The 23379-nt window shown below is 46.3% G+C and carries 23 protein-coding genes; 12 read left to right on the top strand and 11 right to left on the bottom strand.

Features of this window, described 5'->3' with window-relative positions; translation table 11 throughout:
- Positions 1–11 precede the first annotated feature (11 nt).
- From arsB to DWZ03_RS15035, 11 genes are all read left to right on the top strand, one after another.
- Positions 12–1046 carry an ACR3 family arsenite efflux transporter gene (arsB, locus tag DWZ03_RS14985; RefSeq protein ID WP_120130349.1) on the top strand — a complete coding sequence of 345 codons (1035 nt, stop codon included), beginning with the start codon at positions 12–14 and terminating at the stop codon, positions 1044–1046.
- A 126-nt stretch (positions 1047–1172) separates the two neighbouring features.
- Positions 1173–1514, top strand: coding sequence for a thioredoxin family protein (locus tag DWZ03_RS14990; protein ID WP_165859866.1), 342 nt, complete (start codon positions 1173–1175; stop codon positions 1512–1514).
- A gap of 99 nt (positions 1515–1613) precedes the next feature.
- Positions 1614–1916, top strand: coding sequence for an ArsR/SmtB family transcription factor (locus tag DWZ03_RS14995; RefSeq protein ID WP_117865883.1), 303 nt, complete (start codon positions 1614–1616; stop codon positions 1914–1916).
- Between the two features lie 49 nt (positions 1917–1965).
- Complete coding sequence (locus DWZ03_RS20045) at positions 1966–2496, top strand: MerC domain-containing protein (protein ID WP_165859867.1); 531 nt, start codon at positions 1966–1968, stop codon at positions 2494–2496.
- 20 nt (positions 2497–2516) lie between these two features.
- Complete coding sequence (locus DWZ03_RS15005; RefSeq protein WP_117865885.1) at positions 2517–3428, top strand: permease; 912 nt, start codon at positions 2517–2519, stop codon at positions 3426–3428.
- A gap of 218 nt (positions 3429–3646) precedes the next feature.
- Positions 3647–5974, top strand: a complete 2328-nt coding sequence (locus tag DWZ03_RS15010) for a hybrid sensor histidine kinase/response regulator (RefSeq protein WP_117866018.1) — start codon at positions 3647–3649, stop codon at positions 5972–5974.
- On the top strand, positions 5949–7265 hold the full coding sequence (locus tag DWZ03_RS15015) for a sigma-54-dependent transcriptional regulator (protein ID WP_117865886.1): 1317 nt from the start codon (positions 5949–5951) through the stop codon (positions 7263–7265). Before DWZ03_RS15010 ends, DWZ03_RS15015 begins: the two co-directional genes overlap by 26 nt.
- Positions 7266–7620: 355 nt before the next feature.
- Positions 7621–8037, top strand: coding sequence for a hypothetical protein (locus DWZ03_RS15020; protein ID WP_182012941.1), 417 nt, complete (start codon positions 7621–7623; stop codon positions 8035–8037).
- A 216-nt stretch (positions 8038–8253) separates the two neighbouring features.
- Positions 8254–8571: a helix-turn-helix domain-containing protein gene (locus DWZ03_RS15025; protein WP_117865887.1), complete on the top strand. Its 318-nt coding sequence runs from the start codon at positions 8254–8256 to the stop codon at positions 8569–8571.
- A 20-nt stretch (positions 8572–8591) separates the two neighbouring features.
- Positions 8592–8888 carry a helix-turn-helix domain-containing protein gene (locus DWZ03_RS15030; protein WP_117865888.1) on the top strand — a complete coding sequence of 99 codons (297 nt, stop codon included), beginning with the start codon at positions 8592–8594 and terminating at the stop codon, positions 8886–8888.
- Positions 8885–9196 carry a helix-turn-helix domain-containing protein gene (locus DWZ03_RS15035; protein ID WP_117865889.1) on the top strand — a complete coding sequence of 104 codons (312 nt, stop codon included), beginning with the start codon at positions 8885–8887 and terminating at the stop codon, positions 9194–9196. Before DWZ03_RS15030 ends, DWZ03_RS15035 begins: the two co-directional genes overlap by 4 nt.
- 69 nt (positions 9197–9265) lie before the next feature.
- Here the strand turns inward: DWZ03_RS15035 and DWZ03_RS15040 are convergent, their stop codons facing one another.
- The 11 genes from DWZ03_RS15040 to DWZ03_RS15090 all read right to left on the bottom strand — a co-directional run bounded on the left by DWZ03_RS15040 (position 9266) and on the right by DWZ03_RS15090 (position 20840).
- On the bottom strand, positions 9266–10567 hold the full coding sequence (locus tag DWZ03_RS15040) for a site-specific integrase (RefSeq protein WP_120130352.1): 1302 nt from the start codon (positions 10565–10567) through the stop codon (positions 9266–9268).
- Positions 10568–10589: 22 nt separating this feature from the next.
- A complete protein-coding gene (locus DWZ03_RS15045; protein WP_117865891.1) occupies positions 10590–11813 on the bottom strand; it encodes a site-specific integrase in 1224 nt (407 codons plus the stop codon).
- Between the two features lie 417 nt (positions 11814–12230).
- Positions 12231–13466 (bottom strand): sodium ion-translocating decarboxylase subunit beta, encoded by a 1236-nt coding sequence (locus DWZ03_RS15050; protein ID WP_005826328.1) that lies wholly within the window; start codon positions 13464–13466, stop codon positions 12231–12233.
- Positions 13466–15304, bottom strand: coding sequence for a biotin/lipoyl-containing protein (locus tag DWZ03_RS15055; RefSeq protein ID WP_005826327.1), 1839 nt, complete (start codon positions 15302–15304; stop codon positions 13466–13468). The genes DWZ03_RS15050 and DWZ03_RS15055 overlap by 1 nt, the downstream gene beginning before the upstream one ends.
- Before the next feature lie 39 nt (positions 15305–15343).
- A complete protein-coding gene (locus DWZ03_RS15060; RefSeq protein ID WP_005826326.1) occupies positions 15344–15601 on the bottom strand; it encodes an OadG family protein in 258 nt (85 codons plus the stop codon).
- Positions 15602–15793: 192 nt separating this feature from the next.
- A complete protein-coding gene (locus DWZ03_RS15065; RefSeq protein ID WP_120130353.1) occupies positions 15794–16285 on the bottom strand; it encodes an HU family DNA-binding protein in 492 nt (163 codons plus the stop codon).
- Between the two features lie 451 nt (positions 16286–16736).
- Positions 16737–16871, bottom strand: a complete 135-nt coding sequence (locus DWZ03_RS20395) for a hypothetical protein (protein WP_005826323.1) — start codon at positions 16869–16871, stop codon at positions 16737–16739.
- A gap of 221 nt (positions 16872–17092) precedes the next feature.
- Entirely contained in the window at positions 17093–18667 is a 1575-nt protein-coding gene (locus DWZ03_RS15075) for a peptide chain release factor 3 (RefSeq protein WP_005835727.1), read from the bottom strand.
- 21 nt (positions 18668–18688) lie between these two features.
- Positions 18689–19543 carry a dTDP-4-dehydrorhamnose reductase gene (gene rfbD / locus DWZ03_RS15080; RefSeq protein WP_005826319.1) on the bottom strand — a complete coding sequence of 285 codons (855 nt, stop codon included), beginning with the start codon at positions 19541–19543 and terminating at the stop codon, positions 18689–18691.
- A 60-nt stretch (positions 19544–19603) separates the two neighbouring features.
- Positions 19604–20149 carry a DUF4924 family protein gene (locus DWZ03_RS15085; protein WP_005826317.1) on the bottom strand — a complete coding sequence of 182 codons (546 nt, stop codon included), beginning with the start codon at positions 20147–20149 and terminating at the stop codon, positions 19604–19606.
- A 37-nt stretch (positions 20150–20186) separates the two neighbouring features.
- Positions 20187–20840 carry a LysE family translocator gene (locus tag DWZ03_RS15090; protein WP_005826316.1) on the bottom strand — a complete coding sequence of 218 codons (654 nt, stop codon included), beginning with the start codon at positions 20838–20840 and terminating at the stop codon, positions 20187–20189.
- 140 nt (positions 20841–20980) lie between these two features.
- Between DWZ03_RS15090 and DWZ03_RS15095 the strand changes: the two genes are divergently transcribed.
- On the top strand, positions 20981–23233 hold the full coding sequence (locus tag DWZ03_RS15095) for a family 20 glycosylhydrolase (RefSeq protein WP_120130354.1): 2253 nt from the start codon (positions 20981–20983) through the stop codon (positions 23231–23233).
- Positions 23234–23379: the final 146 nt, after the last annotated feature.

Consider the following 23379-nt stretch of genomic DNA (forward strand, 5'->3'; position numbering starts at 1 on the left):
CAAATATATATATGAAAAAAGAAGGTATAGGTTTTTTTGAACGTTATCTGACACTTTGGGTAGCGTTGTGCATTATAGCAGGTATTGCAGTAGGACAATGGTTCCCCGCTCTTCCCAATGTATTAGGACGCTGGGAATACGCCAATGTTTCCATTCCCATCGCCTTGTTGATATGGTTGATGATTTACCCTATGATGTTGAAAGTGGATTTTCAGAGTGTAAAGAATGTGGGTAAACGTCCCAAAGGCATCCTCGTGACATGCATCACGAATTGGTTAATAAAACCTTTCACGATGTTCGCTATTGCTTGGGTATTCTTTTTCGTCTTTTTCAAGAACTGGATACCTGCCGATCTCGCAGATCAATATCTGGCGGGAGCTGTGTTGCTTGGAGCGGCTCCTTGCACGGCGATGGTATTTGTATGGAGTTATCTGACGAAAGGAGACGCTGCCTATACGCTGGTACAGGTAGCTGTGAATGATTTGATTATATTGGTAGCTTTCGCCCCTATCGTAGCGTTGTTGCTTGGTGTGGGCGGAGTCGCTATTCCGTGGGCTACTTTGCTGCTCTCTGTCTTGTTGTTTGTAGTTATTCCGCTGGCAGCAGGTATCGTGACACGTATATGTGTAGTCCGAAAAAGAGGCATTGATTATTTCAACAATGTTTTTATTCACAAATTCAATAAAGTAACCATCATCGGACTACTGCTTACGCTTGTTATTCTTTTCTCTTTTCAGGGGGAAACAATCCTTGCCAATCCGTTACATATATTACTGATAGCCGTGCCGTTGATTGTACAGACCATATTGATTTTTTTCGTGGCATACGGATGGAGTCGGTATCTGAAATTGCCACACGATGTTGCCGCTCCTGCCGGAATGATTGGAGCAAGCAATTTCTTCGAGCTGGCGGTTGCTGTTGCGATTTCGCTGTTTGGCTTACAATCAGGAGCGGCACTGGCAACCGTAGTCGGTGTACTGGTCGAAGTTCCCGTTATGCTGTTGTTAGTTAGGATTGCGAATAATACACGTCAGTATTTCAAGTAAAAAAGATATTCCATGAGAAAATACAGTTGCTATATCCCAGTAATTCTTATCCTTATATCATTCCGTTCCATAATATTATTTCGGGGAAGTCTGACCCGATATGCTTCCTGTATCATGACGAATGGAATGGAACCGGAAGAAAAGAGTATTGTTGAAAATATCATTTCGGAACAATATGATTATAGCAAAAACACGAAAGGATACGAATGTACATTTCTCGAATTTGGTTCGGTTGGTTGTAATTCCTGCCGCCAAATGGAATCTGTTATGGCTGAAATTAAGCAAAAATACAGTAACCGGGTAAAGGTGGTATTTATAAATGTAAGCCAAAAAGAAAACAGGGAATTGGTCGATTACTTTGGAATCGTGACGATACCCACACAGGTTCTACTCGATAAGAAAGGAAAAGAATATTTCAGGCACAATGGGTATTTGTCCGCGGATGATTTATCAAAACATTTCAAGTAAAAAAGAAAAACTTGTCATGCTTAATTGTTTTTTATATGAAAGGTTTGGTCGTTTAGACGATTCATCGTATTTTTGCGATAAATTAAACGTATAGAGTAAATGGCATATAGTAAAGCAAGCGATTTTGAAGAACGGGATGTAGTAGTAGCCCGTTTTGCCAAAGCGTTGAGCCATCCGGCACGTGTAGCAATATTGCGGTTACTTGCCAAGCAGACCGCTTGTTATTGTGGCGATTTGGTGCAGGAGTTACCTATCGCGCAGGCAACTGTTTCGCAACATTTGAAGGAATTAAAAGATGCTGGGTTGATTGAAGGAGAAATCACACCTCCCAAAGTCCGGTATTGCATCAATAGAGTGAATTACGATATGGCAAAATTGTATTTTGATAATTTATTTATTTAATTTTTTATTCACAAGTATCGTATATATACGATATACAATAACAGAAAAGATGAGCGATAAGAAAACAATTTGGTCGGTTATTGCCGGGATTTTATCTTCGGTATTTGCATTTTTAGGTATAGTGAGTTGTTGCGGTATGCCTATTCTTGCAGGAGTATTGGCAGCATTGGGCATTGGAGCCTCACAACTAAGTTTTTTTGCGGAATACAAGGGATTGTTTATTGCTTTTGCAATAGTATCCCTAATTTACGGATTCTATCAAGCATACTTTAAAAAAGGGAAAAGTTGCTGTGCTTCATCTGACACAAAAGAAAAAGCAAAAAAGAAATCCGTTTTACCCAAAGTATTTCTGTGGATCGGTACAATAATCACATTATTGGTTTTGTTTATGGAGACTCCTGAAAACGCAGGACTAGAAACATCTAAATGTTGTCCTTCGCAAGTTTCAAATCCTTGCGGTTCAAGATGCAATACAGAAAATTCAGCATGTTGTTCATCTTCTTCAGAAAGCCAGCAACCCTCTGGAGGATGTTGCTCTACACAACAAGAAAAAGTTCAAGAAAGCTGCTGTGATAACTGATCTATTTAAACATAAATAATATGAATACACTAATTGAAACTTTACAGTATTTCGTACTGATAACCATCGAATTAATTGCGCTTTTCATGTTTATTAGCGCATTGGTGGAAATAATTCTCATGTATGTACCGGAAGAGAAAATACGTAAAAGGTTGTCCGGAGCTGGAGTGTTCGGAAATGTTATAGCCGCAGGATTCGGTGCCCTGACTCCTTTTTGTGCTTGCTCAACAATCCCGATGACTGTCGGATTCCTGAATGCCGGTGTGCCGTTTGGCTCAACCATGTCTTTTTTGATAGCGTCACCGTTACTTAACCCAATCATTATAGGAATGCTCGGCGCAATGGTTGGAATAAAGGCTATGGTGGCTTATTTTGTCATAGCATTCCTTTGCTCTGTCCTATTCGGTTTTATCATGGAAAAGATGGGAATGCAAAAATATGTGAAGAATGTACGCCTAAAAACAACAACTTGCTGCTCCGCAAACGGACACGAGAATATTAACAAGCGTTCACTCCCATTCAAAATGAAAATCAAACTTGCATTTTCAAGCGCATGGGAAAGTCTTCGCCCCATAATGGGATATCTACTTATCGGTGTAGCTCTTGGAGCCGGCATATACGGTTATATGCCACAGGATTTCGTAATGAAAATTGCGGGACCGAACAATCCGTTCGCTATTCCAATCGCTGCCGTTTTGGGCATTCCTCTGTATATTCGTGCAGAGACTGCAATTCCAATCGGATTAGCTCTGATGAGCAAGGGTATGAGTATAGGTGCTGTTATCTCGCTCATTATTGGAGGAGCAGGTATGGCCATACCAGAAATGACCATGCTGGCAAGTATATTCAAGAAAAAACTTGTCGCTATGATTGTACTTGTTATTTTCCTAACAGCGGTCGTATCAGGATATTTGTTTAATGTTTTGTTGTGATTCAATATGGAAGGGATGAATGAATTTTGAACCTTATTATTTCTTCCAAAATCATATTTATGTTCTTGAAGGACAAATATTTCATAAGAATTATCGGATGTTAAAGGAATAGCATCTGATAATTCTAATAGTGGCGACAAAAATTGTTTTGAAGATGTTGTAGTAATGAAAAATGTAATAAATGATATTGTAATTATTTGCAATCAATTATTTTGAATATGAAAATTCTGCTACAACATAAGATAGTTACAGGATATTTATTATTGATGGTGGTCATCGGTTGTATGGTCGCCATAGTTTTACACGAACGCAAACGTGTGGCGGAGATAGAGCAAGAGTCGATAACCATATTTCAGACTCAAAGCAATATCAACACCACGCATCGCCATATCACAGTGCTTGCGACCCTTGGGGAGTCCGTTATGATGTGGAGCGATGAAGATTGTGACATATATCACACACGCCGTTTGAAAGCGGATTCACTGCTGCAAATCCTACGTGAACAATGCAAGGAATTTGTACGACCGGAACAGGTGGATTCCCTCAGTACCCTGCTGCTCAACAAAGAGGAACATTTGTTTCAGATGAACAGGATATACCGGGAACAGAAGCACATCGACAGCCTGTTGGCCAACCAGTATTCACTCGTTACATCACAAGCTAACGAACCCCGTACAATAATCCGGAAAAAGAAAGGGATAGCCGGATGGTTCGGAGGCAAGGAAACCGTACAACTGCCGCCTGCCAATACAAGAATGAAAGCACGGGGTAACGAGCTTATTTCCTTGCAGGAAGAACGTAGAAAAAACATAGAGACCTACACGGACAGTTTGCGGTTACACAACCGTGAACTCAACCGGAAATTACGCTCGTTGCTTATAAGTTTGGACGAGCAGGCATTGATCGCACTCCAGAACAAGGAGATCCGTTTGAAGGACTCATACGAACATTCCACCCTTGTAATAACTGGTCTGATAATCTTCTCCATCATCCTGTTGATTGTCTCGTACCTGATTATTCAGCGCGATATACGGGAAAAGGCGAGAAATAAAGAACGTCTGGAAGAAACGATAGGGCAGAATACAGCATTGCTGGAAATGCGCAAAAACATTATCCTGACCATATCCCATGATATCCGGGCCCCGCTGAACATCATCAGCGGCAGTGCCGAGCTGGCCATGGATACCCGTGAGAAGAAACGCAGGAACTCCCACCTGAATAATATCAGGATTGTCTGCAAGCACGTGGTACACCTGCTCAACAACCTGTTGGACGTGTACCGTCTGAACGAGGCAAAAGAAACCCGGAATGATGTCCCGTTCAGCCTTAATGACTTGCTCGAACGTGTCGCATCGGGCTTTTCCCATGTAGTCACTAACAAGGGAATCCTGTTCAGGCCGGATTTCAAAGATACCGATGTCAATCTGTATGGAGATGTGGACCGCATCGAACAAATAATGGATAACCTGCTGACCAATGCAGTCAAGTTTACTGAATCCGGAGCCATCGAACTGAATGCCTGCTATCATGACGGTGTATTGTTATTAGAGGTAAAGGATTCAGGCATCGGTATGAGCCCGGAAACGCTTTCACGCATATTCCGACCGTTTGAACGCCTGACTTCCGCAACGAACGTGGATGGTGTCGGGCTTGGATTGCCTATCACGAAAGGGATTGTCAGACTGCTCGGCGGGGAAATAAACGTAACGAGTGATATAGGACAAGGTACAACTTTCCGCGTGACCCTTCCTCTCAATATAACAGATGAACCGGTGGAGAGCGAGAACAAGATACTTCCGCACCCGGAACATCTGCCCCAAAATGTGCTTGTAATCGACGATGACACGATGTTTCTTGACGTGATAAAGGAAATGCTGGAGCGTAACGGCATAACCTGTACTTTATGCCGGACAGCCAAAGAGGTAGTCAAAGCAATACGAAGCAAAGATTATGACCTATTGTTGTCTGATATACTGATGCCAGGAACCAGCGGTTTCGATTTGCTGGACCTGCTCCGTAACTCGAATGTCGGGAACTCCCGTGAGATACCGGTCATAGCCATGACCGCACGGGGCGACAGGGAAAAAGATGCGTTCCTTAATGCTGGTTTTACAGAGTGCATCTACAAGCCGTTCTCTTCAACGGAACTGCTCAGCCTGCTTTCTACAATAAAAACAGGTCGAACGGAAGAAAAACAGAAAGCGGACTTCAGCATGATACTCGCGGAGGTCAGCGACAAACCTAAGACACTCAGGTCTTTCATTGCCCAATTGAAAAATGACCGCAAGGAACTTGAGGTTGCCATGAGACATGGTGACAGACAGAGCCTGCGTGAGCTTACACACCGGATGCAGCCGATGTGGGAGTTATTGCAAACCGAAGATGTACTGCTTGGCTTACGTTCCTTATTGAAAAAAGACGATTACAATGCCAACGAGTTGACCACTCATATCCAAAAAGTAATAGATACCGCCTCTGTACTTATCACAGAGACAGAGGATGAGATAAAAAAGCTGACGAATGAAACGGAAGATATTAATAGTTGAAGACAACATAGGCCTGTCGCAGATGCAGAAAGACTGGTTCGGACAGGCCGGATATGATGCCATAACGGCGATGAATGAACCCATCGCCAGGTCGCTTATACGCAAAAACAATTTTGACCTCATCATATCGGATGTGAGATTGCCCGAAGGGGACGGAATTTCCCTTCTGAAATGGCTGAAAAAGGAAAAGATGGATATACCGTTCATCATCACGACGGAATATGTCTCTGTGCCCGATGTGGTACGCACCATCAAATTGGGTGCAAGGGATTATCTGCCCAAGCCTGTACACAGGGAACACCTGCTGGAACTGGCTGAGGATATATTCCGTCCAATCGCGACCAGATGGGAGCAGAAAAGGGAATTGCTCAAACGTACATGCCCCAAGATGCTTGAAGTGGAACGGTGCGCAAAATTGGTTGCCCCATCCGATATGTCAGTACTGATACTCGGTGCAAATGGGACGGGAAAGGAATCCGTGGCACAGAGCATTCACGAGGGCAGCGAACGTGTAGGGATGCCTTTCGTGGCTGTCAACTGCGGTGTGCTGCCCCGTGAACTTGCGGCTTCCATGTTGTTCGGGCACTCAAAAGGAGCTTTTACCGGTGCTGACACGGCAAAAGAAGGCTTTTTCGACATGGCGAAAGGCGGTACTTTGTTTTTAGATGAAATCGGGACGATGCCTTTCGAGATACAATCCATGCTGCTTAGGGTATTGCAGGAAAATACCTATATTCCCATCGGTGGGAACAAGGAGCGTGTCGCGGACGTGCGCATTGTGGCCGCGACGAATGAAAATATTGAAAAAGCGATTTTGGAAGGCCGGTTCAGGGAAGACCTTTATCACCGTTTAAACGAGTTTGAAATCCGGCAGCCATCCTTGGCGGAATGCCCGGAAGACATCATACCTTTGGCCGAATTTTTCCGTAAACGCTTCTCGAAAGAACTGAAACGGGATACTACCGGTTTCTCTGATGCGGGTATGTGCAGGTTGCGTTCTTATTCCTGGCCTGGCAATGTCAGAGAGTTGCAGAACATAGTAAAAAGAGCCGTGCTGCTTGCCGAAGGACCGCTACTGGATTTTGCGGATTTGGAAATGAATAGACAGCCGGACAAGGTGGCCTTGGTTCCTGCTCCTGTCATATCCCCGTTGAAAGATGAGGAGAACGAAAAAGAAACTATCATCAATGCACTAAAAGCCTGCAACGGACATCGTGAACAAGCGGCACGGCTGTTGAAAATCAATCCGTCAACACTGTACCGGAAAATGAATAAGTACAGGTTAAAATGAACAAGTATTTATGATTGTGACATTTAATAGGACAAATAGAATACAATAACGATTGAAACTGTTTTCTATATGGATGAAAATTCGTAATTTTGCAAAAGATTGAACGGGTCATGGGCTCGTAAAATCTGAACATAAAAAAAATAACAGCGGAGTCTAATCGCCCTGCTGATTATATACATAAGTCGTAAAACGTCTCGGACGGGAATCTGACAAATTCAAAAATACAGAGGCTTTTGCGTGTAGCTTATGCTATGCTTTATAGCGTGAGCTCATGCAAGTTTCTGTATTGGGCTTTGTCAGAGCCTCCGTCCGAAACCGCGTGAGTTTCACGCTTTTCTTTATAACAGGAGGAAGTATGGCAAAAGTGCAAATCATAACGGCAATGACATTGGACGGCTTTCTTCCCGGTGAGGACGAGGAACTGTTCAAATGGGTAAAGACGGACAAACGGGGTTTCCCGTTCTGGCGCGGGAGAAGTACTTTCATGCTGCCCATCGGCTATCCCATGTTGGATCTGATTTGTGAAAAGGACGAAAAAGACGCTTCCTGTATCTATACAGCGGAAATCTCAGACAAGGAAAGTCTTGAATTACTGCATAGCCTTTCCATCTATCATCTCATTGACGAAATTGTAGTCTATATCCTTCCCCTGACATACGGGAAAGGGAGTGCCGTCCTCCGGCAGTTGCCCGCCACCCGTTGGCGGCTGCATGAATCCACCATCACCCGTAACGGCATCTGCCGTTTGGTTTACTGTAAATCCTCGCGATAGTCCATTGCATCCTGCAAGGAAATCTTGCAAAATGCAAGATTCTCCAAATCACCATTTTACACTATAAAAACTTTATTTCATTGATATACAATATTGTATCAGTGTTTTTTGGTGCCTATCGGTGTCATTGGTATGCTGTTAGCCCTTTAATATGATATAACCTGTTGCGCGACAAGGTGTAAGCAAACGATTATTTACACTCAAAACAGTTTAGTCATGTTACAAATAAACAATGAGACCGCCCACAAGATGTTCTTCCAGATCATGGAACGGTTTGACAAGATAGACCGGACATTGGAACGCATGAACAAGCTGAAGGATTGTCTGGACGGAGACACGCTTTTAGACAACTACGACCTGTGCCAGTTGCTTGGCATCACCAAACGCACGCTGGCGCGTTACCGCCAGAAGAAACTCGTCACCTATTACATGATTGATGGGAGGACCTACTACAAGGCCTCCGAAGTGGAAGCCTTCCTTTACCAGAAGGGTAAGTCGCTACCGGCGAAATACAGGCCCCAGGCAAATGTTTAATTAAAACAGGAACAAGGATTATGGAAATCATATGTATCGACAGACAGACTTTTGAAGAACTGCGTGTCCGCCTTTGCGAGTTCGAGGAACGGTTGACACGTGTATGCCGTCCGGATAAAGATCTCGGACTGAAAAACTGGCTGGATAACCAAGAGGTATGCGAGGTGCTGCGCATATCCAAAAAGACCCTTCAGGTGTACCGTGCCAAAGGCATCCTGCCTTTCAGCCGCATCAAGAACAAACTCTTCTACAAGCCTGAAGATATACAGAGATTATTGGAATTGAATTATCATCCTTTAATAAAGAACAAATCATGAGTTATCATTTTATAGACAAGAAAGACCCGCGCATCGACGTGATGTTTCAAGGGATGGAAAAGATGGAGAAGATGCTCGCCAGAATGGAAGATGTCCCCAAATCCCTCTTCAACGGGGAACGCTTCCTCACGGACGAGGAACTTTCCAAAATACTGCGGGTAAGCAGGCGCACATTGCAGGAATACCGTACTTTCGGGGTGATTCCCTATTACATGGTACAAGGGAAGGCTCTTTATAAAGAATCCGACATTATGAAGATTCTGGACGATGCCTACAAACGCTGCCGGGAGGAACAACGCTGGGTATAGCCACGTACATTCAGACAGAAACGGAGAAACGACTGCCCGAACTGCAAGTCGTTTCTCCGTTTTTTCATTTCATACGGTCTGTGGTTTTCTTTTCCGTTTCTTTTTTGCGGTGAAATCCTCTTCGCAAAGGTCAATCTGACTTGCAAAGCCTGTGGATCTCAATTTCTTCATGTCCTCATCCACTTTATTATCCGTTACCTGCGCATAGAGTTGAGTGGTGGAAATGGACGTGTGTCCCATCATGCGGCTGACCGTCTCTATTGGCACACCGAGCGAGAGGGTAACATGGGTGCCGAAATTATGCCTCGCCTGATGAAAGGTCAAATCAAAGCCATAGGCCTTTCCCAACTCACGCGTCAGCATGATAAAATATCCGCGTGTGTAAATGTTGAATATTTTATCCCCGGTTCTTTGGCCGCGGAATTTCTCGATGATCCGGAGGGGAATATCCAGCAGACGGACAGAAGAAAGCGTGTCGGTCTTCTGCCTGTGGATATGAATCCACCAGGTGCCGTCCTCTGCCTGCGTAATATCATTTATTGACAGTTTCTTCAAATCCGCATACGCCAGTCCGGTGAAAGTTGAGAATATGAACATATCCCTCACGAATTGCAGTTGTGGTTTCTCCACCGGTGTGGTCATCAATGTCTTGAGATCCTCCAGTTTCATGTGGCGGCTCTTTCTTTTGGGCAGTTCGGGATGCAGGCGGCAATATGGGTCACGGCGCAATGTCCCCTGGCTGACCGCCCGCATCGTGAGTTTCTTCAGACGGTACAAGTGTTCATGCACGCTCTTGGGTTTCAGGTTGCGGTCCGTGCGCAGGAACAGCTCGAAATCATCGTAAAACACACGGTCAAGGCTCCGCAAAGTCACATCCTCCACGCCTTTCTTTTTCTGAATAAAAGCGGAAAGATGCTTGTATGACCGCTGGTAGGAATCGTATGTCTCCTGTATGCGGTCTATCCCAACACGCTTCTTGAACTCCTCGTTATGTTCCCTGAACAAGGCAAGCAGCGTAAGCGGTTTCTGACCTATGCCTTTGACGGCATTCTTGACAAGTTCCGCCGTGATAAAACCCAGACTATTCTTTATCCGATGGTAATGTCCGGTTATCTCGTTTGTCAGATCATCTATGGCGCGGTTCACGATAACAGCATTTTCACTTCGCCCGATGGCATGGCCTTTATCTGGATTCCAGATGGTGGGATTGACGGAAACTTTAGTCCCTATCTGTACCCATTCCGCATCGATGCTTACCTTGCACAAGAGTTGGCACATCCCGTCCTTGCGAACTTTCGTGCGGTTGATATAAAATAATACGGCAAAAGTGCTACGCCGTTTGGTATTCTGGTTTTCTGCATTTTTTCCCATGTTCTTGTCTTTTAAGAGATAATCAAATTACTACGGTGAAGTGTTCCGATATTTTCCGGTTCAAAGTCTTTGTATCTGAATCAATCTTGTTGTCTGTCACTTTCGCGTAAATACGTGTGGTTTCAATCTGTCTGTGTCCAAGCATCTTACTTACGGTTTCAAGAGGAACCCCATGTGAAAGGGTGATTTCAGTGGCGTAGGTATGTCGGGCCGCGTGAAATACCAGCGGACGATTGATCTTACAAATGCGTGCAATCTCTTTCAGGTAAAGATTCATGTTGGAATTACAATACATCGGTAGCAGCCTGCTATCAGAGGCGGTATCGCTATACTTTTTAATAATCAGCAAAGGCAAGTCCAATAAGGGTATCTCAAATTCTATTTTGGTTTTCTGTCGGGCACTTTTAATCCACCATGTACCGTCTTCCGCAAGCGACAGGTTTTCTTTTGTCAGCGAGCACATATCCCTGTATGAAATACCGGTGAAGCAAGAAAACAGGAACATGTCACGGACAAGGTAAAGAGTCTGCTTGTGAAGCGGAGTGGTCATGAGCCGTTGCAGTTCCACATCGGTAAGGTATTTTTGTACCGCTTTCGGACGAATCGGTTCGTAACCCATGAACGGATAAGCGGTAATGATGCCGTCCGCAATGGCCTCGCCCACGATGGTTTTCAGTTGGACGGTCAGGTTAATGACTGTCCCGGGAGCAAGATGGCGTTCGGTACGGAGGTACAGGTCGTATTTGTCGATGAAGGAACGGTCCAATGCCGAAAAAGGAATATCCGTCAGCCTGTATTTTTCTTGCAGGAAGTTCTCTATATGCCTGTATGTATTGCGGTATGCTTGCAGGCTTTTGGCTGTGCGGTTGACCCCGACTCGCTTTTCAAAGTTGTTGATGAATTGCTTGAAATAGCTCAAAAGCGTTTCCTGTTCGCTTGCCATTCCAAGCAAAATGCTTTTTACTTCCTCGGCGGTCACACCGTCACGGACGGCAGACTGCTCGCTATAGATACTCAATGCCATCGCACGAATTTCATCCAGCCGGTTATTGATTTCCTTCGCCGCCACACTCTTGCCAGAGGCACGCCCCGAAGCCCACCGAGATTGCGGCACTTTCATCTTCACACTGAATGCCGCTTCGGAATATTTTCCGATGTTCAACTTGGCCATTACGGGACAATTCCCATTGGCATCCGCCTCGCTCTTTTTCAGGTAGAACGACACCTTCACATTTGCCTGATTCATAACCAATTCCTTTGTTTGCAAAATTATTATATAGCGAGCAAATGAAAGGCATGAAAAATATAGCGGAACATGGAAAAAAGCCCCTCGGTTCGCAGGCAAAGCCTGTATTTTTTCCTATACGGAAAATTTTGACTAACTTTGCATTAGCAAAAGATAGACAGAAACAGCGTTCCTTGCGGAGGCGAACAGGAGAATAAAACAGTTTTGGAAGTAAAATCCATACCGATTTTTAATCCCGAAAAGGCAACGGATAAGTAGCGATTTGTTCTCCTGACTCCCTCAAAAACGGCTAAAAGCCGCTAAAGGAAGAATATGGTACAACGCTACATATCCCATTCGATTCCAAACACTTTGCATTATTCCTCCGAAATCCATCCGTATGTGGGCGAGTTTCTTTATATTTTTCCTACTGACCGTTTATCCCAGGAATGAAATCAGCACACCCGCCGCAACAGCCGAGCCGATTACGCCGGAGATATTACTGGACATACAGTAATTCAGCACATGGTTTTTCGGGTCATACTTCGTTGCTATTTCATTGCAGACACGGCTTGCCATGGGTACGGCACTCAGGCCGGTAGCACCAATCAGCGGATTGATCTTCTTCTTGCTGAATAGGTTGAACAGCTTCACAAAGAAAATACCTCCCGTAATGGACAATGCAAATGCCAGGAAACCACCAATCACAATACCGATAGTCGTCCAATTCAGGAATGCCTCACTGGTCATCGTGGCGCCAACGCTCAATCCTAAGAAGATGGTAGCTGCATTCATGATACTATTAGCAGCAGCATCAAACAAGCGGCTTGTATCCGAACCGATTTCCTTAATCAAGTTACCGAACATCAACATACCAATCAAAGGTACTGCTGTGGGCACAAATAAAGCAACAATCGTAGTCACTGCAATCGGGAAGATAATCTTCAATACACGCAGATTCTTAATCTCGGTTTTCGAAGGATACAGCTTCTCCTGCTCCTTCATGTTAATCATCAATTCCTTCTTGGTACAGAACAGCTTCACCACCATCGGAATGATGACCGGTACCAGCGCCATATAAGAATAAGCAGCAATGGCAATCGGTCCCAACAGATGGGGAGCCAGCTTGATGGTAGTAAAGATAGCCGTAGGACCATCGGCACCACCGATAATGCCCAACGCACCTGCTTCCTGCGGAGTGAACCCTATCATCACAGCACAAAGCAGTACGGTGAAAATACCTAACTGCGCAGCCGCACCGAATATGGAGAGACGCAAGTTACGGAGCATCGGACCGAAGTCTGTCAGCGCACCCACACCCATAAAGATAACAGGCGGCAGAAAGCCGGTCTTAATCAGCATATAATAAATGAAGTTCATCAGTCCGAGGTCGTGCGCAATCTCGTGCAACGGCATCTCCCAAATATTCTTCATCACCCCGCCTACCATGACCATTCCGTTTTCATCTGCCTGAATCACCCCCATCTCGCCGCCGGGAAAGTTGGCAATGAGCACACCGAAAGCGATGGGTACCAACAACAATGGTTCATAGTGTTTCTTGATACCTAAATAAAGCAGGATGAAAGCGATGGCATACATCACGAGGAACGACGGATCAGCAATGATGTTACTGAAGGCCGTCATATCATAGAGTTTTGCAAATATATCTTCCATTATCCTATCTTCATTAATACATCATCTTCAGAAACAGAGTCACCCGGATTGACACAGATGGCAACAACCGTTCCATCAAAGTCTGCGCGGATGGCATTGTATGTCTTCATAGCTTCGATATAGCAGAGGAGGTCGCCACTCTTCACCTTGTCACCCACTTTCAACGGGGTTTCCTGCGCATTCTTTGTCAGGAAGAACTTGCCTTCGAGCGGAGCCGGAACGTCCTGACCTTCGCCTACGGGGGGAGCTGTCACCTTTTCGGTGGCCGAAGCGGGCAGGTCGATGTCACCGTATGCCACCGTCACGCGGTAAGCCTGACCGTCCACCTGCACAGTGAGCGTCTTGGGTTTGGCATCGTCCAGCGGAGACTTGTCACGTTCGGCACGGCGTTTCTCCACATCCTCCAGGAAGTCCTGCTTGGCCTTACCACTCTTGTAAGCCTCGTATTGAGCCGGGTGCATGGCGTATTCGAAGAGCTCTTCGTCGTCCTCGCCCAGTTCCCACTTGTTCTCCTTCATCAGCTTGCGGTACTTGTCCAGAGCATCGGGATAGTTGTCCTGCGGATTGCCGGTGAAGAACTTGCGTCCTTCGCGTTCGGCCTTCTCTATGATTTCGGGAGCCAGCTGACCCGGCAGCTTACCTGCCTTGCCCAACAGCATATCCCAAATGTCATCGGCAATCATACCCCAGCGTTCCTTGCCTTTCTCCATAGCAATGACGTTCATCATGGAAAGGTTCTTGACGTACTGGCTGAACGGAGTCACCAACGGGGGATAACCCACGCGCGGCCAAACATATGCCACTTCGTTGAACAACTTGATGAGCAGTTCATCCTGCTTCATGAAGGGCAGGTTGCGTTTTGCCTTGTATTTGTTGATGGACTCCAGATTGGATTCCAAGTCTGCCATCAGACTGCCCATCATGCCACCCGGCAGTCCGGGACCAATCAGCAGGGAGTTCATCAGGCGGTTGCGCGGGCTGATGTACAAGCCAAGGAAGTCGTCCATAAACTCCTGGATGAGTGCGCGTACCTTCATATATGCCTCCATATTGACTTCGGGCACCTGGAAGCCTGCATCCTTCAGCATGGCCTGCACACTGAGCAAGTCGGCATGTCCCGTACCCCAGGAAAGCGGCTCCATGCCTACGTCGATATAGTCGCAACCCGCTTCGCACACTTCAAGAATACTTGCCATATTGAAACCGGGACCCGCATGACTATGATACTGGATAGGAATATCGGGATGCGCCGCCTTGATATTGGCCACAATCTTGCCCAAAGAAACCGGACGTCCGATACCTGCCATATCCTTGATGCAGATTTCGTCGGCACCTGCCTTGATAAGCTTCAGTGCCATCTCCGTGTAGTATTCTACGGTATGGATGGGTGAATGGGTGATGCAGAGCGAGCATTGGGAAATCATTCCGGCATCGTGTGCATAGCCAATAGAAGGGATGATATTGCGGGTATCGTTCAGACCGCAGAAGGTACGCGTGATGTCCGTACCCTGCGCTTTCTTTACCTTATAGAACAGCTTGCGCACATCGGCGGGCACGGGACTCATGCGGAGGCCATTCAGGGCACGGTCCAACATGTGAGTCTGGATACCGGCTTCATGGAACGGCTTCGTCCACTCGCGCACGGCTTTATTCGGATTCTCCCCAAACAGCAGATTTACTTGTTCAAAACCTCCGCCATTGGTTTCCACGCGCGCAAAACAACCCATCTCAATGATGGCGGGAGCTACTTTCACCAGTTGGTCAACACGGGGTACATATTTTCCGGCACTCTGCCACATGTCCCTGAATACCAAACTGAACTTAATTTCCTTTTTCATACTAAATTATTCGGTGTGTTTTTATATAAGATTATTATTTCAGATTTTTTCTACCTTAGCAACTTTACCCTTACCTTGTGTCACTACTGTTACGGCTGCACTGATAGCTGCCAGAATATTACCGGGGACAGGTGCGGGACCATTTGCCGCAGCTTTAGCCGGTGTCACCTCTTCGGGCGCATATTTATTCACCAATGCAATAAGAGCTTTTCCTAAGTTAATAACAATCAGCAGGATAGCGAAGACTGTTGCCATACCTACCACCATCAGCAGAAGTGCTGTATTCAAGTTTTCCATATTATAAATTATTAGTTATTCAGCCGAATTTACGAAAAATCGCTCGAAATTAGCGATAATCCATTAAAGAAAGGCAGAGAAGAATGATAAAAGATGCTAAAAAGTAAAGCTTCCCGCACAACCAATGAGGTGGTACGGGAAACTTTTAGCATAAAACGGTGTCAGTCATCAATTGCTTTCAAGGAAGGAGAATCAGCCCAACGGATTCTCACCCTGGTCGCCGTCGTTGCCGCCGGGGGTTCCACAGGTATTGTCGCCGGGAGTAGTACCGGTGGAGGTAGAAGTCTTGCCCCACTCTTCCCAAACAATCTTCGTATTCACCATGCTGCGGGTAATCACCTGACGGCCACTATTACGCTCCACTTCGGGCAAAAAACGGACACGTACTCCGTTAATCAGCGAAGCGCTTACCTCCGCAGCCGTCGGCACTCCTCTTTTAGTAGAGGTGGCAGTATAGTAGAAGGTGCCTACACCATTTATCTTCACAGTACGTCCCTGCCCCATGAAATTGCTCAATACACGTCCCAAGTTCTCCATCACCGCATACGTGTCACCACGGGTCACGGTAGAAAGAACAGACAGCTCGTCTGCCACTTCACGGGTAGTAACCGCCTTGCCCCAGGTTACTGATTGAGGATACCACAAATCGTTTACTTTTTTCTGAACTCTTTTAAAAAATGCCATAATCGTAATGTTTTAAATGATTAATAATAGGTATATTCTGTTTCTCTTGTCTCACCCGAGAAGCAGAAGTTTTCATCGTGAGGCCTCAACGATTCAGCCGTCTGCTTTTCTCAAATTCGATGTTGCAAAGTTAGGGTGGGAAACAAGGGAAAACAAGAAAATGGCATCTACAACCGATTTTCACAAATCACTCAAAAACAAAGGATTACAAAAACCATATCTCTACAAGAAGAAGGGGGGAAATAAAGCTTAAATAAGAGGAATAAGGTGATAATCTCTACAAGCGACACACGCAAACCCCTGATAATGAAGCCACCTGTATCTTCCTATCTCTACAAGGTAATTGTTATAAGTTATTCTTTGCAATATGACATCATTTATGAGTTTATGCCAGTGAAAAGAAAGAATAAACACATAGAGAGAATGTGCCTCTCTACGTGTTTGGCTGATTTTACTTTGTTACCGCATTATACAAATCCTGATAGGTTTTCACCACACTATACACCAAAGTTCTATCGGCAGGTTTCGAGCAGGCTGTCAGCCCCAGAAGGAGAATCAGCAGGAGAAAAAGGAAGGTATGTTTCATCTTGAAATTTTGTGTTTATAATAAGTAAGGTGTAAAATCGGTAAGGAACGAGCTTACTTCAACAGTTTTCATAATCAATGCATATTAATCGTTGCAGAAACAAAGGTAACACTTTCTTCCCACAATAAATAAAGAGGTACAAAGTTTTTCATTACTTTGTACCTCCTCTTTTTCTTCGACTTGCATCATTTATAGCCGTGAGTCAGCAAAAATCATATAGCTTAGAACTCACTCGTAAAGTGGAACTTGATATGCTTGAAGTCCATCTGCGCCATCTGCAACACATATCCGCTGTCGGCCAGGAACACATCCCTACCCTCGCGGTCTTTCGCCATGTACTGGTATTTGCGCTTCTTGAAGGCTTCCAACTCCGCCGCATCATCGCTCTCAATCCAGCAGGCCTTATACAGACTGAGCGGCTCCCAACGGCACTTCGCACTGTATTCGTTCTCCAGACGATACTGGATGACCTCGAACTGCAACTGCCCCACCGTACCGATAATCTTACGCCCGTTGAACTGGTTGACGAACAACTGCGCCACACCTTCGTCCATCAACTGGTCGATACCCTTGGCAAGCTGTTTCTGCTTCATCGGGTCGGCATTCTCAATGTACTTGAACATCTCCGGAGAGAAACTCGGAAGTCCCTTGAAGTGAAGCGCCTCGCCTTCGGTCAGCGTATCGCCAATCTTAAACGTACCGTTATCCGGCAGGCCGATAATATCTCCCGCCCAAGCCTCATCGACAGTTGTCTTGCGCTGCGCCATGAACTGCGTAGGCGACGAGAAACGCATCGTCTTGCCATGACGTACATGCAAGTACGGGGCATTGCGTACAAACTTCCCGGAGCAGATTTTGCAGAAAGCGATACATGAACGGTGATTCGGGTCGATATTGGCGGTTATCTTGAAGATGAATCCGGTAAATTTAGGTTCTTCCGGCTCCACCTCACGTTCTTCCGCCTTCACGGAACGGGGACTGGGAGCAATCTCCACAAAGCAATCCAGCAGTTCCTGCACACCGAAATTATTCAGTGCCGAACCGAAGAACACAGGAGCCAGCTCACCCTTCAGATATTCCTCCTTATCGAATTCGGGATAAACACCGTCTATCAGTTCCAGTTCGCCACGCAGCTTATCGGCCAGCTGGGCACCAATCCGGTTGTCCAATTCCTCGGTATGGATGTCCACTTCCACCTTCTCCGTCACTACCTGCTTGCTGGGCTGGTAGAGGTTGAGGTTATGCTCGTAGATATTGTAGACACCCTTGAAACGGACACCGCTCTCGATAGGCCACGTCAAGGGACGCACGTGGATGTGCAGTTCCTCCTCCAGCTCGTCCAACAGGTCGAACGGGTCTTTGGCTTCACGGTCCATCTTGTTGATGAAGATAATCACCGGCGTATTACGCATACGGCAGACCTCCATCAGCTTGCGTGTCTGCGTTTCCACACCTTTCGCACCGTCCACCACGATGATAACACTGTCCACAGCCGTCAGCGTGCGGTAGGTATCTTCAGCAAAGTCCTGGTGACCCGGAGTATCAAGGATGTTGACCTTGTAGTCATGGTAGTCGAACTCCATTACAGAAGTGGTAACGGAAATACCACGCTGTTTTTCAATATCCATCCAGTCCGACGTTGCCGTCTTCTTTATCTTATTGCTCTTTACGGCACCCGCCACCTGGATTTGTCCACCAAAAAGCAACAGCTTCTCGGTCAATGATGTCTTACCGGCATCCGGATGCGCAATAATCGCAAACGTTCTCCGTCTCTCTATTTCGTTGTTATTGGCCATATATCAATTAGTCAGTAATAATCACTCTTCCAAATTCTTCATGCAGACGGCAAGGCTCGCCTCCCAATGGGGTATATCGATGCCGAATGTCTTCTTTATCTTTGTCTTGTCCAACACAGAATAATGCGGACGCGGTGCCTTGGCAGGGAATTCGTCCGTATGCAGCGGACTTACCTTGCAGCTCTTGATACCTGCCAGACGATGGATAGCCAACGTAAAATCATACCACGAGCAGACTCCCTCGTTGCTGAAGTGATAGATGCCGGGCACGATTCCCTGGCTGATAGCCGCAAAGATGGCGCGTGCCAAATCATTGGCGTATGTCGGCGTACCTATCTGGTCGAATACAACTCCCAGCGTCTCGCGCTCGCGTCCCAAACGGAGCATCGTCTTCACAAAATTATTTCCATAAATGGAATAGAGCCACGCCGTACGGATGATCATGGCACGGCTGCAATACTTCATCACCGCCTGCTCACCCGCCAGTTTGGTAAAACCATATACTGAATTGGGACAAGTAGCCGCCTCTTCCGTATAGGGGGTGTGTCCGGTTCCGTCAAAAACATAGTCGGTAGACACTTGTATCAATGCAGCACCGCAAGCTTCGGCAGCGGCAGCCAGATAGCCCGGAGCGACATGGTTCAGCTTGTCGCAAAGCTCCTGATTGTCTTCCGCCTTGTCTACAGCCGTATAAGCGGCGCAATTCACGATTACATCTATCCGGTTGTCCTTCACAAACCCGTGCACAGCTTGTTCGTCGCAAATGTCCAATTCCTGCACGTCAGTGAAAAAATAAGCATGTTGTCCGTTTTCTTTCGACAACACTCGCATTTCATTGCCAAGTTGACCGTTGGCACCGGTTATCAGAATATTCATTTAATAAAGTTACACTTATATATAGAATGTTACGATGAACAATATTTTCCTCCATAATTATCAATTATCCATCAACTCCAATTCTCCCCGCTTCTCCTTGTCATAATAGTTGGCAAGCAACGAGACGAAACCGCTGATGGCCTCCATAGCCTTTGCCGTGCCCTGACTGATTTCCTTCTTCTGCAAGCGCAACAGCAGCACTCCATAAAGCGCCTCGAAACAAGTGTCTACCTCAGGCTCCTCTTTCCGGCCGCTCTTCTGGCGCAGCTCCACGATAAAAGGCAGTGCCTTGAAATAAGCCGCATTATAGAACGGATATTTCGTAGAAGCCAGTAATTCGCCATGCAGCTCCGTCAGGTTCAGAATGACATTCCGGTTGATTTGCAGATGTCCTTTTTCCGTTACGCCTTCCGCACGCATCATATCTGCCAGATTTCCATACCATTCTTCCAACGCAGGCCGTTCCTCCTCCGGATAGCGCAAAATGATGTTCTGGCGTATCCGGTCTATGTCACAGCCGTTGGCACGGAGCAAATCCTCCACCTGCCACATATATATAAGGTATTCGGCTATATTCTTTTCTTTCAGTTGTTGCGCAATCTTCACGATAAAATGTATGAATTATGATTTTTCACCTTCCCACTCAATACAGCGATTCACCCATCAGCGTAAACACCAATCCCACCACAGACACCACAATGACAATGCTCCCGATAATACGGTTCAGCATCCAGATGCCACGCAAGTTGAATTGTGTACGGACTTTATTGACAAAAAAGGTAATGCCAAACCACCATGCCAAAGCGCCCAATGCGATGGCCAAGTATCCGGTAACGGCCTCGAATACCAGCACTCCCTCACTTACAAAAGCGAAGCGGGCGAAAAGGCCTACAAAAAGGAATATAATCAGAGGATTGGAAAGCGTGACGGCAAACGCCGTTATGAAGTTATGAAAATAGGAACCCTTGTTGATGGATACCGGACGGATGGACTGTACCGGATTGCTGCGGAACGTATAAACGCCAAACGCCAACAGAAGAATGCTTCCGAAAAGTTGCAGGTAAAAGATGTTCTTGTTGACATAATCAAAAACGAAACTCATCCCGTAGCCCGTCAGCAAAGCATATGCAATATCGCTTAGCGAAGCTCCTATCCCCGTTACGAAACCATACCACCGTCCTTTATTCAAAGTACGCTGAATACACAATACTCCTACAGGACCCAATGGCGCGGACACAATGACGCCGATAATGAACCCCTTCCACAATATGTCAAATATGGTCTCTATCTGAATCATGGCTGCAAATATCGGACTTTTTTATGAGACGAACGAATAGTGTTAACGTTTTTTCGACGGAAAAGGATTTTAAGAAGTAAAGATTATCCATTTTACATATTATTCCGTATATTTACCTCCGAACTTAACAATACCCCCTTATGAAACGAATAAAAAAAACTCTAACACTCGTTTCCATGGCCGTCTTACTACTGACGGCATGCGAAGCCCCCAAGGAACTCGGTGTGGTTCCATATCCGCAGTATGCCCAAACAACGTCAAAAACAGTCGAACTGCCATCTACGGTAACCTTCTCGACCAATCTGGCGAAATCCGACATGAATGACCTGCTGGCCTATCTGCCGGACTTTGCCATCCCCATGAAGCTTGTCGACAAGAACCCTTTTGTAACGATAGAAATAACGGACGCAACGGATAATCCAATCGCTGCCGAAGGCTACAACCTGACAGTCAGCAAACAAGGTGTAAACATTCAGGCCTCCTCCGCTGCAGGTGCCTTCTATGGACTGCAAACCCTGGCACAACTTGCCCGTAACGGGAAGAAACTGCCAGTCACGACCATCAAGGACGAACCCAGATTCCCCTATCGTGGGCTGCACCTGGATGTTTCAAGACACTTCTTTAACACGGACTATGTCAAGAAACAAATAGACCTGGTAGCCACCTACAAAATCAACCGCCTGCATTGGCATCTGACCGACGGTGCCGGATGGCGGCTGGAGATTCCGGGCTACCCTCGCCTGACGGAATTCGCAGCCTGGAGAAAAGCCGCCAATCTGCAGGATTGGGGGAAATACGACCACCGCTTCTGCGAGAAGAATGAAGAAGGAGCCTATGGAGGCTACTATACGGAAGCAGATGTACGCGAAGTTTTAGAATACGCCCGCTTGAGGCATGTCACCGTTATCCCCGAAATAGAAATGCCGGGACACTCAGGAGAAGTGCTGGCTGCCTATCCGCAATTGTCCTGCACCGGCAAGCCTTATACATCCGGCGAAGTCTGTATCGGTAACGAAGAGACCTTCAAGTTCTTCGAAGACGTGCTGGATGAAGTGATACGGCTGTTTCCTTCCCGGTATATCCATATTGGAGGCGATGAAGCCAGCAGACGCCACTGGAAGGCATGCCCCAAATGCCAGAAGCGCATGAAGGAAGAAGGACTCAAAGATGAAAGTGAGCTGCAAAGCTATATGATAGCCCGCATAGAGAAGTACCTCAACGACAAAGGGCGTGAAATCATCGGCTGGGATGAGATACTGGATGGAGGTCTGGCCCCCAATGCAACCGTCATGTCGTGGCGAGGTACGGAGGGTGGCATTGCCGCCGCCCGCATGGGGCATTATGCCATCATGACACCGGAGAGCCACTGCTATCTGGACCACTACCAGGATGACCCTGAGACACAGCCTCTGGCGTTTGGCGCCTGCGTCCCCATCGGACAGACCTACTCCTACGACCCGGCTCCCGATTCATTAGGAACAGATATCTGCAAATATATATTAGGTGTGCAAGGCAATGTGTGGGCAGAATATCTGCCCACCTACGAGCATGCCGAATACATGATATATCCGCGTATCATCGCCCTGGCAGAAGTAGGCTGGACTCCCGTAAAGAACAAGCATCCGGAAAGTTTCAAGAGACGTATCAACAACGAAATACGCCATATCAAGGCAAAAGGCTACAACCCGTTCACCCTGTCCGAACTAGTGCAGACCAGCCAGACCGTTGACTATGCCAAGAAGAGAATCATGCTCTCCCTCACCTCCGAAAAATATCCGATTGACATCCGCTATACAACAGACGGCTCCGAACCGACCGCATCTTCCAAATTATACAAAAAGCCATTTGCCGTAAAAGATTCGATATTGCTGACAGCCCGTCTTTTCGACGGAAATAAGCCACTCGGCAAAAGCCTCGAGCTGCGCACCGACTACCACAAAGGCATAGGCAAAAAGATAACCTATGCGCCGGATGGCGGATACTACCAGAACAAAGATGTGTATAAAGGCGGTGGCGATACCGGACTACTTGACGGACTACGTGGCGGTAAAAGCTATATGGACGGACGTTGGCAGGGATTCTGCCCCAATGATTTGGATGCTACCATCGACTTGGGCGAAGTGACCGCTATACACCGGGTCATGGCCAACTTCATGCAAATCCGTACCCCACAGGTTTTTCTTCCAGCCAAAGTAGAAGTGTGGGCATCAGTGGACGGCAAAGAATTCACCCTGCTGGGCAGTGATACTTGCAGTGAGGAGGAGGCCGGAAAAGACGTGATTTTCAGAGATTTCGGCTGGACCGGCACCCCTACTGAAGCACGGTATGTACGTTTCCACGCCATACAAGGGAAGAAGCAATTCTTATTTACGGATGAAATCGTCATACAATAATACGCATCCGGCTTTATAAAACAGAACAAAAAAACGCATGCAAGTAAAATTGCATGCGTTTTTTGTTTTCTTTTTTTCTCCTCCCCACCGATTTTGCGTATCTTTGTCCCCAAGAAGAAAAGATGAAGATACTCAAAAAAGTAACT

Source organism: Bacteroides sp. AF29-11 (assembly GCF_003602895.1).
Classification (GTDB): domain Bacteria; phylum Bacteroidota; class Bacteroidia; order Bacteroidales; family Bacteroidaceae; genus Bacteroides; species Bacteroides uniformis.